Source organism: Pontibacillus sp. ABV4_188, assembly GCF_056311905.1.
Genome location: NZ_CM149975.1, coordinates 1,201,582 through 1,220,410, shown reverse-complemented (window position 1 = coordinate 1,220,410; position 18,829 = coordinate 1,201,582). Strand labels below are relative to the sequence as shown.

The 18,829-nt window shown below is 41.9% G+C and carries 23 protein-coding genes; 5 read left to right on the top strand and 18 right to left on the bottom strand.

The window, feature by feature from the left end; translation table 11 throughout:
• Positions 1-24: 24 nt before the first annotated feature.
• The 4 genes from ACYX4O_RS06200 to ACYX4O_RS06185 all read right to left on the bottom strand — a co-directional run bounded on the left by ACYX4O_RS06200 (position 25) and on the right by ACYX4O_RS06185 (position 2,790).
• Positions 25-402 (bottom strand): DUF3992 domain-containing protein, encoded by a 378-nt coding sequence (locus ACYX4O_RS06200; protein WP_476355527.1) that lies wholly within the window; start codon positions 400-402, stop codon positions 25-27.
• Positions 403-848: 446 nt separating this feature from the next.
• Positions 849-1,490 (bottom strand): DUF3885 domain-containing protein, encoded by a 642-nt coding sequence (locus ACYX4O_RS06195; RefSeq protein ID WP_476355525.1) that lies wholly within the window; start codon positions 1,488-1,490, stop codon positions 849-851.
• Positions 1,491-1,820: 330 nt separating this feature from the next.
• Positions 1,821-2,384 carry a lysostaphin resistance A-like protein gene (locus tag ACYX4O_RS06190; RefSeq protein ID WP_476355524.1) on the bottom strand — a complete coding sequence of 188 codons (564 nt, stop codon included), beginning with the start codon at positions 2,382-2,384 and terminating at the stop codon, positions 1,821-1,823.
• Between the two features lie 283 nt (positions 2,385-2,667).
• Entirely contained in the window at positions 2,668-2,790 is a 123-nt protein-coding gene (locus ACYX4O_RS06185) for a hypothetical protein (protein WP_476355522.1), read from the bottom strand.
• 436 nt (positions 2,791-3,226) lie between these two features.
• Between ACYX4O_RS06185 and ACYX4O_RS06180 the strand changes: the two genes are divergently transcribed.
• The 3 genes from ACYX4O_RS06180 to ACYX4O_RS06170 all read left to right on the top strand — a co-directional run bounded on the left by ACYX4O_RS06180 (position 3,227) and on the right by ACYX4O_RS06170 (position 5,322).
• Positions 3,227-3,535: a hypothetical protein gene (locus ACYX4O_RS06180; RefSeq protein WP_476355520.1), complete on the top strand. Its 309-nt coding sequence runs from the start codon at positions 3,227-3,229 to the stop codon at positions 3,533-3,535.
• Between the two features lie 138 nt (positions 3,536-3,673).
• Complete coding sequence (locus ACYX4O_RS06175) at positions 3,674-4,894, top strand: hemolysin family protein (RefSeq protein ID WP_476355519.1); 1,221 nt, start codon at positions 3,674-3,676, stop codon at positions 4,892-4,894.
• 155 nt (positions 4,895-5,049) lie between these two features.
• Entirely contained in the window at positions 5,050-5,322 is a 273-nt protein-coding gene (locus ACYX4O_RS06170; RefSeq protein WP_476355517.1) for a hypothetical protein, read from the top strand.
• A gap of 595 nt (positions 5,323-5,917) precedes the next feature.
• Here ACYX4O_RS06170 and ACYX4O_RS06165 read toward each other — a convergent pair.
• The 4 genes from ACYX4O_RS06165 to ACYX4O_RS06150 form a co-directional block, all read right to left on the bottom strand.
• Positions 5,918-7,063, bottom strand: a complete 1,146-nt coding sequence (locus ACYX4O_RS06165; RefSeq protein ID WP_476355515.1) for a mannitol-1-phosphate 5-dehydrogenase — start codon at positions 7,061-7,063, stop codon at positions 5,918-5,920.
• Positions 7,064-7,501 (bottom strand): PTS mannitol transporter subunit IIA, encoded by a 438-nt coding sequence (locus ACYX4O_RS06160; protein WP_476355513.1) that lies wholly within the window; start codon positions 7,499-7,501, stop codon positions 7,064-7,066. It abuts the gene before it with no gap.
• Positions 7,502-7,503: 2 nt separating this feature from the next.
• On the bottom strand, positions 7,504-9,618 hold the full coding sequence (locus tag ACYX4O_RS06155; RefSeq protein WP_476355511.1) for a BglG family transcription antiterminator: 2,115 nt from the start codon (positions 9,616-9,618) through the stop codon (positions 7,504-7,506).
• 187 nt (positions 9,619-9,805) lie between these two features.
• Positions 9,806-11,287, bottom strand: a complete 1,482-nt coding sequence (locus tag ACYX4O_RS06150) for a PTS mannitol transporter subunit IIBC (RefSeq protein ID WP_476355510.1) — start codon at positions 11,285-11,287, stop codon at positions 9,806-9,808.
• A 312-nt stretch (positions 11,288-11,599) separates the two neighbouring features.
• On the opposite strand from ACYX4O_RS06150, the gene ACYX4O_RS06145 reads away from it, so the two are divergent.
• Both ACYX4O_RS06145 and ACYX4O_RS06140 read left to right on the top strand, forming a co-directional pair.
• Positions 11,600-11,842: a hypothetical protein gene (locus ACYX4O_RS06145; protein ID WP_476355508.1), complete on the top strand. Its 243-nt coding sequence runs from the start codon at positions 11,600-11,602 to the stop codon at positions 11,840-11,842.
• A 57-nt stretch (positions 11,843-11,899) separates the two neighbouring features.
• Positions 11,900-12,046, top strand: coding sequence for a hypothetical protein (locus tag ACYX4O_RS06140; RefSeq protein WP_476355507.1), 147 nt, complete (start codon positions 11,900-11,902; stop codon positions 12,044-12,046).
• Between the two features lie 67 nt (positions 12,047-12,113).
• On the opposite strand, the gene ACYX4O_RS06135 is transcribed toward ACYX4O_RS06140, so the two are convergent.
• The 10 genes from ACYX4O_RS06135 to ACYX4O_RS06090 form a co-directional block, all read right to left on the bottom strand.
• On the bottom strand, positions 12,114-12,881 hold the full coding sequence (locus ACYX4O_RS06135) for an SDR family NAD(P)-dependent oxidoreductase (protein WP_476355505.1): 768 nt from the start codon (positions 12,879-12,881) through the stop codon (positions 12,114-12,116).
• Between the two features lie 247 nt (positions 12,882-13,128).
• Entirely contained in the window at positions 13,129-13,737 is a 609-nt protein-coding gene (locus tag ACYX4O_RS06130; RefSeq protein ID WP_476355503.1) for an ABC-2 transporter permease, read from the bottom strand.
• The gene (locus ACYX4O_RS06125; protein ID WP_476355501.1) at positions 13,718-14,599 is read right to left on the bottom strand and encodes an ABC transporter ATP-binding protein; all 882 of its coding nucleotides are present in this window, start codon (positions 14,597-14,599) and stop codon (positions 13,718-13,720) included. Before ACYX4O_RS06125 ends, ACYX4O_RS06130 begins: the two co-directional genes overlap by 20 nt.
• Positions 14,599-14,976, bottom strand: coding sequence for a GntR family transcriptional regulator (locus ACYX4O_RS06120; RefSeq protein WP_476355500.1), 378 nt, complete (start codon positions 14,974-14,976; stop codon positions 14,599-14,601). The genes ACYX4O_RS06125 and ACYX4O_RS06120 overlap by 1 nt, the downstream gene beginning before the upstream one ends.
• 344 nt (positions 14,977-15,320) lie before the next feature.
• A complete protein-coding gene (locus tag ACYX4O_RS06115; RefSeq protein ID WP_084599526.1) occupies positions 15,321-15,461 on the bottom strand; it encodes a YvrJ family protein in 141 nt (46 codons plus the stop codon).
• A 58-nt stretch (positions 15,462-15,519) separates the two neighbouring features.
• A complete protein-coding gene (locus tag ACYX4O_RS06110; RefSeq protein ID WP_476355498.1) occupies positions 15,520-15,735 on the bottom strand; it encodes a DUF2922 domain-containing protein in 216 nt (71 codons plus the stop codon).
• Positions 15,736-15,766: 31 nt separating this feature from the next.
• On the bottom strand, positions 15,767-15,988 hold the full coding sequence (locus ACYX4O_RS06105) for a DUF1659 domain-containing protein (protein ID WP_345240715.1): 222 nt from the start codon (positions 15,986-15,988) through the stop codon (positions 15,767-15,769).
• Between the two features lie 145 nt (positions 15,989-16,133).
• Positions 16,134-16,754 carry an IucA/IucC family C-terminal-domain containing protein gene (locus ACYX4O_RS06100; RefSeq protein WP_476355496.1) on the bottom strand — a complete coding sequence of 207 codons (621 nt, stop codon included), beginning with the start codon at positions 16,752-16,754 and terminating at the stop codon, positions 16,134-16,136.
• Complete coding sequence (locus ACYX4O_RS06095) at positions 16,751-17,794, bottom strand: FecCD family ABC transporter permease (protein WP_476355494.1); 1,044 nt, start codon at positions 17,792-17,794, stop codon at positions 16,751-16,753. Before ACYX4O_RS06095 ends, ACYX4O_RS06100 begins: the two co-directional genes overlap by 4 nt.
• Positions 17,787-18,803 carry a FecCD family ABC transporter permease gene (locus ACYX4O_RS06090; protein WP_476355492.1) on the bottom strand — a complete coding sequence of 339 codons (1,017 nt, stop codon included), beginning with the start codon at positions 18,801-18,803 and terminating at the stop codon, positions 17,787-17,789. The genes ACYX4O_RS06095 and ACYX4O_RS06090 overlap by 8 nt, the downstream gene beginning before the upstream one ends.
• Positions 18,804-18,829: the final 26 nt, after the last annotated feature.

The window sequence follows — 18,829 nt, the reverse complement described above, 5'->3', positions numbered from 1 at the left end:
AAGACCCCATCCTTTATTAATTCCTTACAAGAAGTAATTCGCTGAGATACAATACTTCCCTCTACATGTTCCTGTTGCATCACCAGTACAGTTGACAACAACAGTATCAAAGTTTTGCACCGTCACGGAACGTGTATTTCCATTAGGGCCACTAGTTGCCAGTGGAATTTCTAATGTGTCGACAATTGTACCTCCATCTCCACCTCTATAAACCGTAACGCTCAACGTCTCGTCGCACCCATTGTCATAGAATACACTAATTGTTCCCGCATCGATTGTGAACGTAGAATCCCAAACCACAGCATTTGTGCCAGGGTCCGCAGCACAATCAATCGTAAAATTACCACAGAACTCATCACTTACAAAACTAGCGGATGAATCAGGACAACAGCAATTCGCCATATCATTTCCTCCCTAAAAAATATTTAACAATACATCGTATGTTCGACATAAATTTTGGTATAGGTACAAGTACATATTCTATGAAAATAGGCATTCCCCGGGACTTGGGGACAGGTTCATCGTCCCTTCGCTTTTCGAAATATTATTCTCTTGGATAGAAAGAAAAAATGAGCCACGGGAGCAGGCTGTGGCTCATTTTTATGTTGATCTCTTACTTTTTATTATTGTAAAGCTCTGAACGGGAAAAGATTAGCTTAATCTGCGACCTTTCTCTTGTTAAAACAGCTAAAAAAAGTAACAGAAGGCCAGCACATGTGACGTTTTTAAGCTACTTATCTACAAAAACGTCCTAGATCAACCTTCTCCCTTACTCACGGAAGCGCACGAACCGTCCCCGCGCTTCCTTGTGATCGGACTTTTTTAGGGAATGCATCTCTTTATATTCTTCATTTAAACACTTGATCTATTTCATCCTTGTCGTAATCTAATATCCAATCTTCATATGTGTTATAAATGTTCTGTATTGATTCAGCTGAGGTAGCAAGCAAATCACAACCTCTATCATCGTAAACATGAAAAATGGTTTTCCTTTTGATATTTAAAAAGTATACTCTATGAAAAAAACTTGGTTGGATCCCTAAATCATGATTACATACCGCCTTTAACATTGAACTATATTTAATATCAGATGCCTTGCATTGAAGAGTAAACCTATGAGTTGTATCGTTTCTCCCTTCATCATCTTCTGGGAAAATACATGGCATTTCTACATGCTTTAATCTGTATAAGATTGATTTCTCATAGATATAGGGCGAAATAATCCTCGCTTTATGCTTATAGCTACTCCTCCCCCCAACATCATTCACATCAACTACCACGAAAATTTCGTCTTCTTGTGAATGTATAGATTCAAATAACGTAATAGCCCTTTGATAAACCCCTTGTATATAAGAACTGTTTTTATCATCAGAACCCGCGCTCCACCCTACCCCTAATTCGAATCGGATCCCTATTTCCCAGTTATAAAACAAGGGTGGTCTAAGGATCAAGCTAGGAAAGTCCTTATGTATAAAATCACTTACTAGCATTGCCACACCTCCAAAATCATACCTCCCTCTCATTTTACCATTAACACCAACTCTCACCGCGAGAGCCACCGGGACAGGTCCCTCGTCCCTTCGCTTTTCGAAATTAATAATAGAGCCTTAGAAATCCTACATGCTTGACACTATACTGACCTGCAAGGTTATCTGCTTCAAAGATAATAGATACCGCCGCCTCCCATAACCCCTATTCGCTTTGTCCTTTTCTAATTCATTCGCAATCAAAGTGTTTACAAATGAATTATTCATGCTTTGTTAATTCAAAAATACTGTCTTGAGTTTAGCTTTATTATAAATGCACCCTCACGACCAGACTTACTTTCCACGCAAATCAGGATACCCTTGTTCAACGACCCCCCCCCAATGTTTCTTCAAGAACGGGATAATCCAGCACAAGGACAAAGCTGTTAAAACTGCCCCTCCTATTAGAAGAAAGGAAACCGAAGGAAGAGAAGCAGACGCCTCACCCGCTGGAGAATATCTGTAATAAACATCTCTTATCCCTACCATTAAGTTAAAGCAGATATGGATTATTATAGGCGAGATTAAACTACCACTTCTAATATAAAAGATACTCAGGATCACACCAGCCATCGTAGCCCCAAACACATTCTGTACGTGCAATACCCCAAACAGGAAAGAGGAAAGGATTATGCCGTACTTCATACCAAATTTGTAGCTTAACCGCCCTAATAGATAGCCCCTGAACACGATCTCTTCAAAAATAGGCCCCACCATAACCAGCACGAAAATTTCAACTATAAAGATCCAAAGAGGAGCAGGACTGCCTGCCCCCTCACTAGTTGAGGATTCAGGAATGAAGGAATAAAATACACTAAAGCACAAAAGCAACACACCTAGTTGAAAAATCATCGGCATAAACGTCGAGAATACAATTTCCGTCCCCTTTAGATGAACACGCCCTCTGAACAAATTCCCCAGGGATAATCCCGTCTTTTGTAACCATCTAGAAAACCATAAGACAGGCATTACATAGATACACAACACTAGCGTTACTGTAAATACAAATCCGCTGTATGTCTCATTGACCTGGAGTACCCCTACCAAGATTAATGAAAACAATAATAAAAAGAGTACATACATAAAAATCCGCCGCGTTTTCGCTACTTCGAAGACCCTGTTATGATTCGATTCGTTCCCCTCAGACATCCCTACACCATCCACCTCTATGTAATGACTTCAATTGACCTGGCTCATCCGCATCCCATTCTTTAAACGTATAACCTGATACTATCTGTACGATATACATTTCAATTGGTTTCATTGGGGACAGGTTCCTTGCCCCCCAAGACGAACATCAGGGCGCTGGTTGCACTCCTCGTTGCTCTCTGACCTTTCACAAGGCAGAGAGGGGAAAAGGGAACAGATCCGCTTCCTCTGTGTCTTTCGCGCTCCACTACATAAGAAAAAGGGCACAGATCCCGAGAATCTGTGCCCTTTTCCCCTTATAAAACTGTTTAAAATGTCATAGAGAAGCACTTGTGTGTGACATCCTCGAGCAATCAAGCTACAAAAGGTCACTGAGCGTCTCACCGAGAGAGCCACCGGGACAGGTACCTCGTCCCATCACTTGCAAAGGCTTTACTCTAAGTTGCAGTCCATCAAATGACATTAAACCATTGAAACTTTTGTCTAGCTTACTTCGTATACAGAACAAGACAAGCTTCCCCCACCGCGAAATAGAAGGAGGTACAAAGAAGTTGAAATTCTGGGTGTATGTTTTCCTAACCATCGCAATCGAAATAAGCGTAGCCTATGTGCTCCACCAAGCCATAGTAGATCGAGGTTTGATGTACGCAGTCCGTACAGTAGTCAAAACAGACAACATTCCATTTCCTATTATCTTGCTATTTATCTCCCTTCTATGTTCGGCCTTTTCCTTAGGCACCTTAAGAGAAAGGGAAACAGGCGAAGTACAGAGCCTACCTGCTTACTTTCTTTCATTTATGAAACATCCGATTACACTTGGTTCCGTTTCGTTATTTGTGTTTAGCTTCCTCCTATTCTAGCCAAACAAGAACCACCTCTCCTACCTTTCTTATCCAGAAGAGCATTCGCATAACTCGTCTTCATTTCTTTTCACAACCAATTTTGATATAGTTGTAGAAGTATGAATTTGAACGGACATCATAAGGAGGAACGAAATCGTGCTCATAGCGATTATTATACTGATCTTTGTCTCCGCTTTCTTCTCAGGGAGTGAGACTGCTTTAACTGCAACGAATCGAATGAAGTTGCAGACTCGGGCGAATAACCACGATAAAAAGGCTGAGAAATTGTTGTACTTAGTCTCAAGGCCTAGTGAATTTATCACCACCATCCTAATCGGGAATAACATAGCGAATATTCTATTGCCGACTCTTGTAACCATATTGGCTGTTGAATACGGCATTAATGTCGGAATTGCTTCAGCTGTGTTAACGATCACGATTATTATCTTCGCTGAAGTGATCCCGAAGTCTGTCGCAGCTACTTATCCTGATCGTATTGCCACAACGGTCGCTCCGATCATTCGCTTTTTCATCATTGTATTCAAACCGGTTACCATCTTATTGAATAAACTGACCGATTACTTAAACAACGTGCTCTCAAATGGGCAACAAGAAGAAGCGTCTATATCTAAAGAAGAACTACGAACGATGATTGACATTGCTGGTAATGAGGGAACCTTTAATGAAGAGGAATCCAACCGGATTAAAGGCGTGTTCGACTTTCAGAACTTAAATGTGAAAGACGTGCTTCAAACCCCTCGTGTGGATGTAGAAGCCATCCCTCACACTGCTACCTTTGAAGAAGTACGAGAAATTGTGATGCAGCATCCTTATACGCGTTACCCTGTTTACCGGGATGACATGGACGACATCATTGCTGTCTTCCATTCAAAGTATCTCTTGAACTGGGATGCAGATCGCCAACAGTCGCTGAAGTCCTTTTGTTCCAATGATCCTTTAATTGTGTATGAGTTCCAAAAAGTTGAGTGGGTATTGAGGAAAATGAGCCTCGAGAAGCAGCACATGGGGATTGTCCTTGATGAATATGGCGGCACAGAAGGAATCATTACGCACGAGGATATTATCGAAGCAATGATTGGACTTGAAATCGAGGATGAATTAGATCCGGATGATGACGCGATCGTGGAGAAACTATCTGATACAGAACTCATTTGCGACGGGAAAGCTACATTATATAAAGTGAACTCCATCTTTGACACTAATATTCCTGAAGATGAGGACGTACTTGCTGCATACATTTTAAATGAGTTAGATGATCACCCTGAAGAAGGAACCGTTCTTGAGCGGAATAACTTAACATTTAAGATTCTTGAAATGGACGGCCGCTCGATCTCACGAGTTCAGATTATTAAATAAAACAGATCTTTAACTTCCATTTAAGCACTAAAAAAAAGAAAAATTTAAAACAAGAGGTTGCCTATAGCATGAATTACTGTATAGTAGTTAAAGGAACTGCTGAACAAGCAGACTTATGAGCATTCATGAAATTCTTAAATTAGAGGTGTATAACTATGAACTTTAACCATATAAAAAGCAAACTCGATAACTTAGGTGCGATCCATTCCATTACGATTTCTTATTTAGAAACAAGAGAAGACGATGACTCCGCATTTGATGTTTATGTAAACGTCAAACACAACACAAACGCTAAAAACGATTTTGAATCCATTATCGTTAAAGAAGAAGCTTCTCCAGAAGAAGCAGAAAGCATTGCGCAACGCCTGACGAACTCTCTAGGTCGTTATTACAAAAACGTTCAATATGTAGGACATGAATTGCAGTAGAAAAAGATGAAAGCGACTCTCCAGAGAGTCGCTTTCTTATATAGAGGTTCGCTACACGTAGTGATCCTTCTGTTCACTCCTAGCCGAAGCAAGAGAACTCCCTTCAGCAGCTTTACTACCCAATTGTACCTACCGCTCTTAAGATCATGACGCCACATATACAAGAGAACACTCCAACCAAAAAGGTTACTAATGCGAATCGCCACCCTTTTGACTCGGTCTTCTTAAGATATAAGCTATAAATAAGAGAAAGAACAACCCCTATTATGAGTGCACCGGACGTTGTGTTGGGCAAAAAAAGCTCCATATTCAAAACAATCACCTCAGTTCAATCAAACGTTTCCTTGCTTACCTAAAATACCATTGATTCCCCGCGAAGCAAAACAGAACTTGATTCCAGCATCAACGGAACCTCTCCCTCTTTACAAGGCTTTCGTCTCCGACTTTATGATTGGGATCCTTTCGTACTTTAGTTAAAATACACCGACATAAAAAAGCGACTCCGTGGAGAGTCGCTTTTCCTATAAAAGATAACGAGGGATTTCACACTATTAAAGTAAAAACCTTTTCTAGCTATTCCCACGAGACTAGTTTATTACGCTTTCAACTCATGATAATACGTTTCAACGAGCTGGAGAAGTTCTTGTTCCTCTACACCAGAAACTTCTTGAAAGGCCGGCAGCACGCCCTTTTCTTGAATTAGATTCTGAAGAGCAACCGCTTCTGGGTCGTTTTCATTTTGATAAAGTAAGGCGGAGGCAATCACTTCGGCTAAGTGCTTCGGCTTTGTGCCGAGTTCTTTGAAATACTCAAGGGCCGGACGTACGAGACGATCTTGCCCTCCGAGCTTGCGTTTTGGAGCACGGGCAACACGGCGAACATCATCCGATAGATCTGGATTCAAGAAGCGTTCAATAATTTTCTTAATATATTCCCGGTGTGTCTGTTGATCAAAGTTATACTTCTTAATTAACACATCACCCGTTTCTTCAAGGGTCTTGAAGACTTTCTCACGAATACCCGGGTCATCCATTGCCTGCTTGATCGTTTCATGCTGATACAAATGCCCAAGATAAGCCGCTGTGGCATGGCCTGTGTTCACGGTAAATAGCTTGCGCTCAATATAAGGCGTTAAGTCTTCTACATACGTAACGCCATCAATGTCAGGGCGCTCTCCTTTAATCGCTGTCGTCTCTACTACCCATTCATAATAAGGTTCCACTTTGACAGTTAACAGCTCTTCATTGTGCTGTTCAGGAACGATGCGATCAACAGCTGCATTTGGAAAGCCAACCAGCTCCTCTAATGTTCCTTCAGAAATCGATGTTAGCTGCTTCACAACTTCTTCGCGAAGGGACTGACTTCCACCGATCATGTTCTCACACGCAATAACGTTAACAGGTTGTTGGTTCGTCTGTAAACGACGCTCAAGTCCTTGAGCCAGAAGGGGCGCAATAACAGGTAAAATATGCGGGCCAACCGCTGTTGTGATGACTTCAGCTTTTGCAATGGCATCTATTACGGCCTCTGATTGAGACATACTGTTTAAACCACTAATGTTTGTGACCTCTAACGTATCTTCTTGACCTGCAAGTTCAATCGTGTAACGACCTTTTTCATTGATTTCTTGAATCATTTCATCATTCACATCAACGAAAATCGTTTCATACCCTGCATCATGCAAGAGAGATCCGATAAAACCTCGGCCAATATTTCCTGCTCCAAAATGGACGGCTATCATTTAGTTCACCTCACTGAACATGTCGATTACTTCTTGTTTCGTACTCGCTCCAATAATTTTGTCAATGTTTTCTTCTTCTGAACAAACAATTGCAATTTGAGATAGAATTTCTAAATGCTCATCGCCTTTACCTGCAATTCCAATTAGCAACTTAACGATGTTTCCGCCACCAAAGTCTACGCCTTCTGGCACGGTCACAACTGAGATCCCTGTTTCATGAACAGATTTCTTCGCATCTTCAGTGCCGTGAGGGATGGCAACGAAGTTACCCATAAATGTGGATGTAAGCTCTTCACGCTTCAGCATTTCCTCTACGTAATTTGCATCTACATATCCTTGGTCCTTCAAAATGCCACCTACGTAACGAATCGCTTCTTCTTTCTCAGAAAGGGTTTGGTTTAGCTCGATATTCTCTGGCTTTAAAATAGTATTAGACATAATTATTCTCCTTTAGTTTTTAATTTATAGTACTGATAAATACGGTTAGATACCGTTTGAATCATCTGGTGCTCATTCTTTGACTCGATCGCTTCTGTAAAATCCTCTTCCTCCACGATGCTTGAGCTAATAAAACTTAGAATCTCAAATCCTTCTTTGTGCATCGATTGCGGAGCCAGCATGAGAAGAAGCGTGTGCAATTCCATGGTTTCCCCGGCCATATCTTGAACGTAAATAGGAAACTCTAGAATAAACATAGTGAAGACTGGGCTTGTGACCGTTTCATTCCTCGTATGGTACAAGGCTAATGACGTATCCGGAACACCAACGCCCCCTAACTTCTCCCGTTCTAAGAGTGCATGACATACTGTATCGGGATCGGTTAACACCCCATTTTCTACTAACGTTACTGTAGACTGACGAAGGGCTTCTTCAATAGTTGCAGCACCAATTCTTTTCACGAACAGATTATCTAACAACTGCCCGGCAGCTTCTCCGTACCGTTGATTGGAAAGGATCGACTGTTGCAGCGTTTCGAGATCTTCCGGCACCCTCTCCTTTTTCTCTTCTTTATGAGGAGACTGGCGAACAATACTTGTCACACGAATGCGTCTAATTGCGTGCTGAAGTTTGTAAATATCCTTCTTCGGAAGAACGGGACTCACTTGGACATAATCCTTATACCCCTCTAATGCCAAAGTAGATATGATCAAGTCGTAATGGTCCAGGTTCAGATGTGGCAAGTCGAAAAGCGAGCGATGATCGACTTGTTCTATTTCATTAAATTGTTTCGTTAATTTAGCAGCTAAAATCTTAGCAGTGCCTACTCCGCTTGAACAAACAACAAGAACGCGCAAGCCTTTTACATCTTCCATGTTTAATAAGCTCGAGGCAAAATGCATCACAACAAATGCGGTTTCTTCTCTTGGAAAGTCATAGTCAGGGAATACTTCCACAAGCGCTTGTTCTACTATACGAAACAGTTCCGGGAAATCCTCTTCCATTTGATCGGTAAGAGAATTCTCAATCACCATCCCATGTTGGAGCCTGTAAATGCTTGGTTTCAAATGAATCACAAGGTCATTTAAGAGTCGCTCTGATCGGTTCAAGTTGGTTTCAAGTCGTTTTGAAACGCTTGATATGAGCTGCTTCGTTTTAAACGCAATGCTCATACTTGAATCTTCTAGCATTGTATCGTGACTATAGCGCGCTTTTGACCCCATAAGATGCATCGATGTATACCCGATTTCTGCTTCTGGAATCTCAATGTGAAAGGCGTCGGATAAATCACCGATTAATTGTTCTGCGATGGTATATTCTTTGGTCTTTTTCAACCGAGCTAATTGATCTTCTTCCATATAGATGGTTTCATCTTTTTGGATGCGTTCAATGGCTAGTGCTAAATGGACGACGAGTCCAATGTAGGCGCTGTCAGCCAGTTGATAAGGAAGCGCCTGAATCGTTTCATTTACTTGTTGTTCAATTAGAGTCAGCTTCTCTTTATTCACAAGTTCTAGTAATTGTTCTGAAATGGAATTCCCTGCGTTTTGCGGTCGGTCCTGAATATTCTGACGAAGTAAGGAAAAGAAGTGCTGTTCATCCATATTCCTTAAGATTAAAAAGCTGATCGCTTGGCGAATGCTAGATTCTGTCCCTTCAATCTCTACCCCGTACCCCCATCTTCTAACAAGGGAGATGTCATGTTCTGATAAATTATCTTCTATCTTATCTAGATCATGACTAATGGTAGCGACCGTTACGCCTAGTTCACTTCCTAAGGCAATGAGTTTTATAGGCGATCTTGCTTCTAGTAGCCTCGATAAAATGATGACCTGTCTTTCCTCCGGTGTATAATCAAACGTCTTCTGCTGGTTGAGCTTAAACCGAAGCTGCTTCTGATCCTCAGGGGCCCCATCAATGGACAATCCCCCTTGAGTGCCTTTCCTCAATTGTAATTGAAAATCACATAGAACATCTTCAAGCCCTTTTAAATCCCGATGAACGGTCCTGGTGCTGACATCTAATTCTTGCGCTATTTCTTTAATCGTTAAATCATCTCGATTTGAGAACAACAGGTCCAACATCTTTCTCTCACGGCCGGTTACAAAGATCTCCATCCCACCACCTCCTTGTGACACTTTTTAAATGAAAACCATTTCTCACTCCTAATGATAGTGTGTAAATGTAAGGGTTTCAATATAAACTAATTGCATGTTCGTCATCTGACTTGTGACAAAATTTAATAAGCGAACAAAAAATTCTAAAAAAAGACCTGGTCTACAGGAAACCAGGTCTTGTTTAAATCTACTCTTTTAATTCGTTGATCAGTTCATCATATTTAGGGCTGTTTAAGAAGTTCTCAACAGAAATATGATACGCGTTTGGAACTCTGTTCTTCGCACGTTCTGTTAAATCTTTATGCGTAATGACAATGTCTACATCAGACGGTAGGTCATTAATCGCCATATTGGTTACGTCAATTTGAATATCAGCTTTCTTGAACTTATTCTTCAATAAGGAAGCTCCCATTGCACTAGAGCCCATACCAGCGTCACAAGCGAAGATGATTCGGTCGATCTCATCACGATTAATCGTTGGAACCTCATTCGTATTTTGTTGAGCCGGAGCTTCTTCTTGTTCAGCTTGCTCTTCTGTTGCTTCCTCAGAAGAATTTGCTAACTGACCAGATACGCTGCTCTTCTTCCCTTTCATTTCTTCCATTTGCGCTGTAGCTTGTTCTAAGTTATCTTCATCTTCTTGCTTAGATACTTTTAATAGAAGAGATGCTACAACAAACGATGCAACTGTCGCTAAGACCACACCAATCAATACACCTAAAGCATCCCCTTTTGCTGCTAGAGGAAGAAGTGCAAAAATACTTCCCGGTGAAGCAGTAGCTGACAACCCAACATCAAATGCCACAAATGTAGCTGTACCTGTTACACCACCAGCCATAGCGGCTAGGATAAGGATTGGTTTTGATAGAATGTATGGGAAGTAAATCTCATGAATTCCACCAAAGAAGTGAATGAACGCTGCACCAGGTGCAGTCTGCCTTGAAATTCCTTTTCCAAAGACCATGAAGGCTAGTAATACGCCAAGACCTGGTCCTGGGTTTGATTCAAGCAAGAACAGAATCGACTTTCCTACTTCTTGTGATTGATCCACCGCAATCGGACTTAAAATTCCGTGGTTAATCGCATTATTTAGGAACAGAATTTTCGCCGGTTCAATAAATAGGTTCACAAGCGGCAAGAGACCCGCATTAATTAAGAACTCAACGCCTCCACCTAGAATACTTGTCAGACCAGCCATTAGCGGTCCAATAATGTAATACCCAATAATTGCTAAAATTGCACCTAAAATACCAGCTGTAAAGTTGTTAACAAGCATCTCAAAACCAGATTTAATTTTACCTTCAATTAATTTATCAATCTGTTTAATCACAAGACCTGCTAAAGGACCAATTAACATTGCTCCAAGGAACATCGGAATATCTGCTCCGACGATTACCCCCATTGTAGCCGTCGCACCAACAACTCCCCCACGTAATCCATGGACTAAACGAGCCCCTGTAAAACCAATTAACAATGGCAGCAAGTAGTTAATCATCGGTCCAACTAATTCTGCCAAATCTTCATTTGGTGTATACCCATCTTCTATAACAAATGCCGTAATCAAACCCCAAGCAATGAAAGCCCCGATATTTGGCATAATCATGCTACTTAAGAAACTACCAAACTTCTGAACCCGAGCTCTCACACCCGCACTTTGTTGTTCACTCATATCGTCATCCTCCTCTTTATCTTTCCCTTTGTTATCTGTAACTCTATCGTAAAGCGGTTACAAGCCATTCTCAAGACAATCTAAACACAGCTTTGTCACAACAAGAGTGACACCATTAAAAAAGTCTGGACCAGGGGGACAGGTACCTCGTCCCACTCCACCAACTCACCTTTCCCCCGTCTTGATTCTGTATTAGAGAACAGAAACACATGAGGCGAGACTCTTTCAGATCGTCATTTCCCAAAAAGAAGGAAACTTTTTCTTGAACAAAAACGTATGCATACATAGAAACAGTAAGGAGGCTAGTCTGTTATGAGGATGTCTGCAAGAATGATCGGAAAAGAATTAGGAATGCCAGTTAAAGACGTATATGTGCTTTTAAAAGAAAAAGGCTTCCTTGATGGCGAACAAGGCAATTGGTCCTTAACGGATCTAGGTAAAAAAGTCGGGGGACACGTGACGTATAAGGATAATGGAGAGGGAGGTTTCTGCAGACGCACATGGTCTGTGTTATCGTGGGATAAAGAAATAGTCAGTAAACTGAGAAAGAACTAACATATCCATTGGCGCCGAGCCCGGAACAAGGCTTTCTAAAATAAGGAGGGAACTACAGTGTTAAGGTTTGTCGATGATTTAGCAGGGGCTATATATGATCTAGTTAAATTTATAATTAGGTCACTTTGTTATTTGTTTGCCGGAATGGCTATTGTGGCTGTACCGATTTATGTAGTTGTTTGGATCCTTGGTTTATTTCAGTAGCGTTAAAAGCTTTTTCTCCACCCATAAAAAAACCGCCCCTCAAGGTAGAGGAGCGGTTCATTTTGATTTATAGTCCGTAGACAGTCATGCCACCGTCAACAAATACGTTCTGACCACTTACATAGCTAGAGGCAGGAGACGCAAAGAAGAGGTAGGATGATTTCAATTCTTCTAGTTGGCCTAAACGCTTCATAGGCGAGCGGTTCTCAACCGCTGTACGGAAGTCCTCATTCGCAAGGTCACTTTCGTTCATTTCAGTCTTGAAGAACCAAGGGCTAATCGCGTTTACTGTAATGTTATAGGGAGCAAGCTCTAGAGAGAGTTGCTTCGTTTGGTGAATCGCTGCAGCTTTACTAGTACCGTAAACGGAACTAAAGGACAAGCTCACTTCCCCCGCTACAGAAGCTGTATTAATAATACGTCCATAATTCTGTTCTTTCATATAAGGAACGACTGCTTGAGTCGTGAAGAAAATGGATTTCGCATTTGTACTCATCACATGGTCCCAACCTTCTTCATCAAGACTTTCAATGGTACCTGGAGCCAATGTGCCCGCATTGTTAACTAGAATATCTATTTGACCAAGGTCTTCGTGAACAGTTGCTACGAAGCGCTCAATATCAGCTTTCTTCGTCACATCCCCTTGATAACCCTTGACCTTATTGCCGGTCTTGTTCTGAATCTCAGTTGCAGCCGCTTCGATCTTCTCTAACGTACGACCAATAACAGCAACCGTCGCACCGCTTTCAGATAGAGCTTCAGCAGCTGTCTTTCCGATTCCGCTACCGCCACCTGTTACAATTGCTACTTTACCTGAGTTGTTGAATAGTTCCATTATTCCTCACTCCTTCTTTATTAAAATTCTTAGATTTATATCTCTTTTGATTCAATATCATTGAACAGTTGCAAGGGTACATAACCACGTTTCCTTTTATCAATATATTTGCTTGCTGTCCTCATAAATACGCTATAGGACCTCAATCGCAAACTTAGAGGAAAGGCAACACGATAAAAAAAGAGATAAAGCTTTTACCTGATAACCTAGAAAAAAAGCCCAGGAACAAATGGTTCCCAGACTTTCCTTACAACACTTTCTTCTCATAAATTCGAATCGACAACAGCCACGATAATGCATAGATCACCAGAACCGACAAGGTGATCCCCCCATAGAAAACTGCCTGTTGTGTCGATAGGATCGTGTTTACCACCCCTCGAATTTGATCATTTAAATTAGGGATGAAAAAAGAAATAACAAGAAAGTACACACCCATTGCCACAACAGAGGCTATAAATAAATACTGGCTCTTGAATTTATAACTGAAAGGAAGGATAAAGGATGCAGCTGCAAGTGTCATAGATATCATGATCAATTGACTCTTCCACCCAGTAACTTCGCCGTGGAAGATCAGATTTCCGACAAATAAAGCCAGAGCCACCATAATGGTGATGAGTACAGCGACCACATATTTGGCACTTACGATCTCCTTTCTCGTATAGGGCAAAGAGTTCAGGAACATATGGATGTTCGACTTCTCATCCAAAGAAAATGCATTTACAACGATGACTACACTAAAAACAAAACCAATCCAAATTGAAGAAATCCCCACTAGTACATACGCACATAACCCAAGCATCAACAGGGCCAATGTTTTCTTCTGCATCACAATGTCTTTACGAATTAAGTTGAACATCCCCACTTACCCCCTTCTTTGTGAAGAACATAATATCTTCCAGAGTCGCCTCTTCCAACAGAACCATCTCCCCAAAGATAGCTTGCACCCTCTTTTTATCCCCAGTCAAAGCCTCGAACCCTAAAGAAGACTTCTTTATCCCTATAAACTCTTGCTCAGTGTCCCGATCCAGTAAATCAAGCCCACCCTTCACAATGGCATATTCTTCTTCAATTTGATAAAGGTCCTTCGTAAAGATCTTCTCTCCAGCATGAATAAACGTAATATAGTCTGCGATCGTATCAAGATCGGTTGTAATGTGTGTCGAGAAGAAAATCGTTTTCTCCCCTTCCTCCATCAGCCCCCGAAGAACCTCAAGCAATTCTCTTCGGAAAATGGGGTCCAAACCAGACGTTGGTTCATCCATAATAATAAGCTCTGCATGATGAGATAAAGCCATTGTTAAAGACGCTTTCATCTTCATGCCTTTTGAGAATGTCTTCATTGGCTTCTTTAAAGGCAATTGAAAGCTCTCCACATACGCGTGAAACACCTCATTATCCCACTTCGTATAGGCTCTTTTCACAATATCTTTCATCTCAGCTAGAGTGAGATGATCATAGAAAATATTCTCATCATACACGAATCCTACGCGCTGCTTAATCTCTTTCTCATTGTTATCGTAAGACATGCCAAACACCGATATGGTTCCGGTATCAGGCTGTAGTAAATTCATCATTAACTTAATCGTCGTTGACTTTCCCACTCCGTTCCCACCAATGAATCCATGTACATAGCCTTTCTTCACACCCATAGAAAAATCTTTCAACCGAAACCCCTCAAATGACTTCGTAACATGGTTCAGTTCTACAACATGCTCCATCATTCTTCCTCCCTGTATAAAATGGTAAGTATGTCTTGTAATTCAGCAAGGGTGATGCCTAGCTCTTTACTATTTTGAATCGCTAGTGACAGCTGCTCTTCTACGCCTTTCATCTTGCTTTCCTTTATGATCTCGTCATTTTGATCCGATACAAAGGATCCTCTTCCAACCACTGAATAGATATAGCCATCTTTCTCAAGTTCCTCATAAGCGCGTTTCGATGTAATAAGACTCACGTTTAATTCTTTCGCCAGTAGGCGCATAGACGGAAGGGCCTCCCCTGCCTTTAACGAACCAGAAAGAATCTGATCCCTCAATTGCGTGTAGATTTGTTCATAAATGGGTTGTTTGCCCCGATTCGCAAGTATAATTTTCATTCCAAAACCTTCCTCTAATTATATATACTGTATTATATACAATATACACAATATATACAATGCTTCCATAAAAAAACATTTCACTAAATGACAGCCCCATCACCTGCTTAACTAGCTCGTTACAGGCTCAAAAAAAAAACAAACCACCTTTATATAAAGATGGTTTGTTTAAACGAGGGGTCAGGGGGACAGGTACCTTGTCCCACTCGTGAAGCTGATCTCTTACTTCTTAACGTCTCATTGCCCCAAAAGGAAAGAGAGGTGACATTTCAAATGTGAAAATAAATAAACCTCTCATCAAGAAAAAAGGACTTAAGGGGAGCACTCCCTTTAAGTCCTTCTTCTTATCCAACCTTCATTTGTTCAGCTAAATGATGGATGCTCGCCACAAGCATGTCGAGTTTCCCTTCCATTCGATGCAACAGATAAAATGTCACAAGAACCGGAAAGCCAACCTCAGGTACCCACGTCATCCATTCCTCCATCTCTCCTCACCCCTTGAGTTACCCAAAAGGGAGAGGATCGCCCTCTCCCTTTTTTAGATTATAATTCGATATCCGCTACGTTTCGCTCGACGATTCTAGCCTCTTTCTTACTGACTAGATCTCCGCCGCTTGATGTGAAGCAGTTCTGCGTCACAATCTCATCCATGGCTGCGTTTAACGCCACCACATCAACCGGTTCAATCGGATCATCAAGAGACAACGTTACGGTACGTCCATCCTGGTTTTCAAATTTCATTTCAAGTTTCTTCGCCATTTTCACTTCCCCTTTCCATCCTGTTTAATGATTAAGCACCAAGAATTAGACTTGAGTCATTTCGTTCAATGCCAGATAACTTACGCTGCTGAAGCGGATGAAGAACATTCGCTACGGCGAATAGCTGGTCAGCCGTTGCTTCAGTCTTCACGTTGTTGAAGTTCTTGTTCTTGAATGTCATGTTGCCTTTTTCATCAAGACCATCTTCTAACACAATCTGCAGCTGAGATCGGAATGTGTTTGTGATTGCCAAGTCGATCACCTCCTTTCACTTCTATAATCGTTCAGAAGCGAGCGGGAGGTGTCTAACTTTTTAAAGAAATTCAGGCTGAACATGTTTACCTCGCTCCCTAAACAAGAAAAGCCGAACCTAATGTAGAGGTTCGGCTGTCGTGTTCTTACTTGCGCAAGGGGCAGACTAAACAATGGGACATTTCTTTCTCTTTTTCTAGCTGATAATAGAAGCAGCAAGTCCTCCTCGTCATGGACTGTGTTAAATCGGACACAGGAACGAGGTAATGAACCAACGGATTTTCCTGCTCATCAAAGTAACTTCCATCTAGTTCATGCAAACAGGCTGCTAAACGGGTAATTGAATGTAAGGATTCAGGATCATTCTCCACCGCTTTCCGGAAGTAGGAATTGAACCGAACAGCAACATTTTCCCATAAAATAGGCAGTGGTAACCGAGTGTTCTGATGTAAAGCTAAAACCAAAGGCCGCAGATGCTGGCTAAATAAGTGCGCAAACCCATCCGCTCTTGAAGAAGTGTACTGAACTTGAGAAGCATCCACCATAAGTTTCAATTCATCAGATAATGAGCAAGCCTCCATAGAAATGATTGGGATCACATTACCTTCCAACATGGCATCTAACACTTGCTTTGGATATTGCTGAGCATAACGCTTTAAGACCATTGAAGCGGCCACTCTCTTGTTTGGTGCCTGAATTCTCTCCTGCTGACGCTTTAAGAAAACTTCACAGGAAACAGGGTCTAACATCTTGTTAATTGTCGTCATGAACTCATACCTCCCCGGTTACGGTAAAGTAAATAAATAAAGAACGGTGCACCAATTCCGGCTGTAAATACTCCTGCTGGAATATCTGATGGCAAGAACGCTGTCCGGGCAATGATATCTGCTACCATAACGATAAATGCCCCGATTAGACCCGACCCCATCACCAAAGTACCAAATGATTGATGCAGGAGACGCCGGGCAATATGTGGAGCAATTAACCCTACAAAAGCTATGCCACCAGCAAACGCTACAGCCGCACCGGCTAAACCCACACTGATAAGCAAGAGCAAAACGCGATTATACTGCACCCGTACACCAACACCATAAGCGATGTCATCCCCTAACTGCTTTGCATTCATTGTACTCGTGAAGAAAAGGGATAACATAATTAGAATTAGGATAATCGGAGTGATTAGGGTCACTTCTTGCCAATTCGCTCCGTACAAGCTTCCAGTCATCCATAGATAGACTTTAGAGGCAATTGTGGTATTGCTTGATACCATTACCATCGTTACAACAGAATTTGCCAGAGCCGACAGGCCAATCCCAACGAGGATTAACCGTATAGGTGTAACCCCTTTCTTCCAGGATAGAAGGTAAATGAGTATAGACACAACGAAAGCCCCTGAAATAGAAGATAAAGGCAACCACTTAATACCCACCTCTCCTAACAGGAAAACGATGAACAAAGCGGTTCCCACCGACGCCCCTCCTGTCACTCCGATAATATCCGGAGCACCTAATGGGTTCCGAACAATACCTTGAAGGATCAATCCTGAAACTGCTAATCCCGCACCAACTAAAACGGCTAGCAGGACGCGAGGAAGACGCAACTCGTTTAACACAAATGCATAATCACTAGTGGCGAAAAGCTCTTGAAGAACAGAGGTGATTGGGATATAGCTACTACCAGACGATAAACTGACAACGAAAACGATCGACACTGCGATAGCGAGCAGAATGAGTTTGATTGCCGATTGCTTATGTACTTGGACAGAATAGGAATTGGACCGATTTCGTAGCGTAATATGTTTACTCACTGCGCTTCACTCCTTTCCTTGCAATATATATGAAGAAAGGCACTCCAAACAAGGCAGTCATTACACCTATTGGCATCTCTTGAGGGGAAATGATCAATCTCGCTGCTACATCAGAGATGAGAAGTAAAGTAGCACCAAATATCCCACTTAAGGGCAAGACCCATTTATAATTCGGCCCAGCTACTCCTTTAGCTAAGTGAGGTACAACTAGACCGATAAAACCAACAGAGCCAGCTACAGCGACAGATCCACCGGCCAACAGAACAATGATCACACCTGCTACCGCTTTCACAAGCATCGTGTTCTGCCCTAAGTTCTTAGCCACTTCTTCTCCAGACATAAAGACATTTAAGGGCTTGCCCATGCACAATGCTACAATTGTACTAATGATTATGAATGGGAGAACAGGCAACAGAACGGATAACTCCCGACCAGCAACAGAACCAGCCAGCCAAAAGAGGACACTTTGCATCCGTTGTTCATCCAATACAAGCATGCCTTGTGTAAAAGAGACAAATAGCGCGCTAATCGCAGCTCCAGCCAGCACCAAGCGAACTGGGGATAATCCATCTCCTCCCAGTGCCCCTAACAGATACACAAAGCCCGCCGCTACAAAAGCCCCCAAAAAACCAATCCACATATAATGAGACAACGAATTTACAGAAAGAAACGTTGCCGAAAATACAATAAAGAATAAAGCGCCAGCGTTCACTCCAAACAAGTCTGGCGCGGCCATTGGATTTCGGGTCAGAGCCTGCATCAGCGTCCCCGCAATGGATAAACTTGCACCAATCGTAATCGCAATTAACGTTCGTGTCATCCTTGAGCTTCTTACAATAATATGCTCGGTGTTCTGAGGGTCATACTGAGTAAATGCTTCCACAATCGAGGAGAACGGGATCGACGTTTTCCCGAATGCAAGGCTAGCAATGGAAGCTCCTACAAGCATCAAGAATGATAGAACAAGCACAGCCCATTTTATAGAAGGTTTTGTAGTAAAAGTCATCATACACGTCTCTCCAAATAAACAAAGAT